The following is a 2,794-nucleotide window of genomic DNA, read 5'->3' on the forward strand; positions in this document are numbered from 1 at the left end:
GAACTGCCCGGGCCGGCCGGGCACAGCCACGAGCAGCCGGCAATTGTTGGTGCCGAGGTCGAGTGCGGCAAAAACCGGCAGCTCCGACGTCGGCGCACGACGCGGCTGTTCGGCCTGATCCTGCCTTGCGACAAGGCTTGGCCTTATCGGTGCAACGCTTGGCCGAACAGGCGCCTGCGGGCTGGCTGGCTCAGGCTGGGCGCCACCGGACTGAACACCATCGCGCGCAAATACCTTGCGGCCGCGACGGCGCTTGCGCCTTTTCCTGGTCTTTCCATTGTGTTGCGCAGCGTCCCCATTGCCGTGACCGTTGACCGGTCGCGCGGCGGCCTTACGGCCTTTTTGAGATCGGCCCGCGCCGTGAGGCGACGAAACATTCCCGGAGACACCCGCATCCGACGCACCAGCGACGGGATCGCGGTCCTTCACCTTGCAACTTCCTTCTAGCGCCGCGCGAACCGTTTCGGACGCTGCAGRCGCAATCATTTTGTGTTGCCAACAGAGTATCAGCGCTGGGCGAGTTCACCAAGGCCCGCTCGTGCGGAATTTTGGCCCATCCTTTGCGCATGACCGACCACTTGCATCGAAAACCGCAGCTCGGGTTGAAGTGCCGGCTTCAATGAGGCAAAGCTGAAAGACGATCAGGGACATGCGAGCGGACGCATAGCCAACGCGAGGCACTGAAACGCCAGACAGGAAGGAGCGGGCAAGCGCTGCCGCATGAGAATCAAGGACTATATCTGGCCCGTCATCGGGCTCGGCGCCGTCGCCGTTTCTGCCTGGCTGCTCTATCACGAGTGGCGTGAAATCTCCCTCGACGATGTCTGGAGCGGCCTCACCGCCAYCCCCCCGCATGGATGGATGCTTTCGGCCCTCAGTTCTATCGTCGCCTATGCCGCCCTTGCCGGCTACGACCACATGGCACTGCTGCATCTCGGCAAGCGCGTGTCGTGGTTCTTCGTCACCGTCTGCTCCTTCACAACCTATGCGGTGTCGCACAATATTGGCGGATCGGTGTTTTCAGGCGCTGTCATCCGCTATCGTGCTTATGCCACTAAGGGCCTCACCGGCCAGGAAGTGGGCATACTGGTCGGCATTTGCTGGTTCACCTTCGTACTCTCGAGCGTGTTTGTTGGCGCCGCGGTGATTCTGCTCGAACCGGGCCTGCTCGACCGCTACACCGAAGGCAGCCACGAAGGCTGGTGGATCGCACTCGGCATCGCCATGCTGCTGTTCGTTGTCGCTTACGTGTTCGGCAGCTGGCTGCATCTCAAGCCGCTCGCCATTCGCAACTTCCGCCTGCACTATCCCGCTTTGCCCATCGTCGTGCGCCAGCTGATCATCGGCCCGCTGGAGATTCTGGCAGCCGCCGCAATCATCTATTTTGCGCTGCCTGTCGAAAACAATCCGGGCTATCTGATCGTGCTCGGCATCTTCCTTTTTTCCTTTGCCGTCGCGCAGGCCTCGCATGCGCCAGGTGGGCTCGGCGTGCTCGAAGTGGTCTTTCTCACCGGCCTTTCGGAAATGGATCCTGCAGYGGTCCTGGCCGCCCTTCTGGTCTTCCGCCTTTTCTACCTCATCATCCCGCTCATCTTGGGCATCATCGCAGTGCTTGCCTTCGAGCATTCGCAATTCGGACGCGGCGACAAGCAAGGCGAAGCCTGAAAACTGAAATTGCAGCACCGAACAGGGTTGACTATTTCCCGGCGGTGGCTACAAGGCGCGCACCGGCGGCGTTGTCGAGACAGCGTCCGCGGCCGAACCAAAAGTCGGCCCTGCTGGGGAATAGGTTAACGGTAGACCCACGGACTCTGACTCCGTTAGTCCTGGTTCGAATCCAGGTTCCCCAGCCAACTCTTTCTTCAATAAAACCAACGGCTTAAAACTCAGCACCCCCAGACCCGCGCCTGACTCTGTCGCATCATGTTGCAACTGACTATGGCTGATTCCCGGGGTTTTTGGCTCACCTCGGCCACCTGACGCGACATGGAACGCAACATGGTCACTCGTGCATCGGGCCAATGCCTCGCTTGATTTCCGAAGGTTTTCGCTCACACTCGGCAACTCCACGCGACATGAAAGAGGCAAGAGTGCGCATTGATGGGGAACTTCCGCCAGCAAACCCTAGCGCGCTGGGGCTACATCTGACGGAGTTGGAGTTTTGTGGAGTACTCGCATTTCTGGACGCATCGGCGCTTGTTTCGCGAGCCTGGATATACGGCTCGCGACACTCAGGCACCCGCCGCAGCAAGGGTAGCGTATTCTCCCATCCTGACATTGATCTAGCGGTGGAGCTTGGCAACGCCCCTACGGCCGACGATCAACATCTCACGCTAGCCAGATTTCAACTGAATCACGATCTCCGCGAATTTTTCGACCACGACCGACCAGAGTTCGGGTTGACCGCCACCGACAACAAGCCCGGTACCGTGCATCTTGAATTCTCTGAGCCGGGGACCAGTGTTCAAGCCTGGGTAAAGGACGGTGCGACTATTATCTTCGAGCGCAAGTAGTCAGCGATAGCCAATCACCGCTAAATGAACCCCAAAACGCAGAAAAAGCCCCGCCACCGTTCGGCAGCGGGGGGTTAAGTGGACTCGCTCTAGCAAATCATTGGAAATGAACGGCTTTACGAGCTTTCCAGACACGAAAAGCTCAAGTCGAATCATACCCCCTCACCAGCACGTCTGAAACGACAAAAAGGCCCCCGCCGGCCAGACCTCAATCGGCACGCTTTGCCGATCTTTCCGACGTCGATCTCACCGGCGCCGATAGCTTTACCGCAGCCCAAGCG

3 protein-coding genes and 1 tRNA gene are annotated in these 2,794 nt (G+C 59.5%); all 4 read left to right on the forward strand.

The window, feature by feature from the left end; genetic code table 11:
* Positions 1-447 (forward strand): hypothetical protein (locus AC1DUU_RS28415; protein ID WP_476786680.1); only part of this gene is annotated, 447 nt, incomplete at its 5' end.
* A gap of 273 nt (positions 448-720) precedes the next feature.
* Entirely contained in the window at positions 721-1,665 is a 945-nt protein-coding gene (locus tag AC1DUU_RS28420) for a lysylphosphatidylglycerol synthase transmembrane domain-containing protein (RefSeq protein ID WP_476786681.1), read from the forward strand.
* Positions 1,666-1,779: 114 nt separating this feature from the next.
* Positions 1,780-1,853, forward strand: a tRNA-Gln gene (locus AC1DUU_RS28425).
* A gap of 168 nt (positions 1,854-2,021) precedes the next feature.
* Entirely contained in the window at positions 2,022-2,513 is a 492-nt protein-coding gene (locus tag AC1DUU_RS28430) for a hypothetical protein (RefSeq protein ID WP_476786682.1), read from the forward strand.
* The last annotated feature ends 281 nt before the right edge of the window (positions 2,514-2,794 follow it).

The sequence above is a fragment of the Aminobacter sp. P4_H6_2 genome (assembly GCF_056400805.1).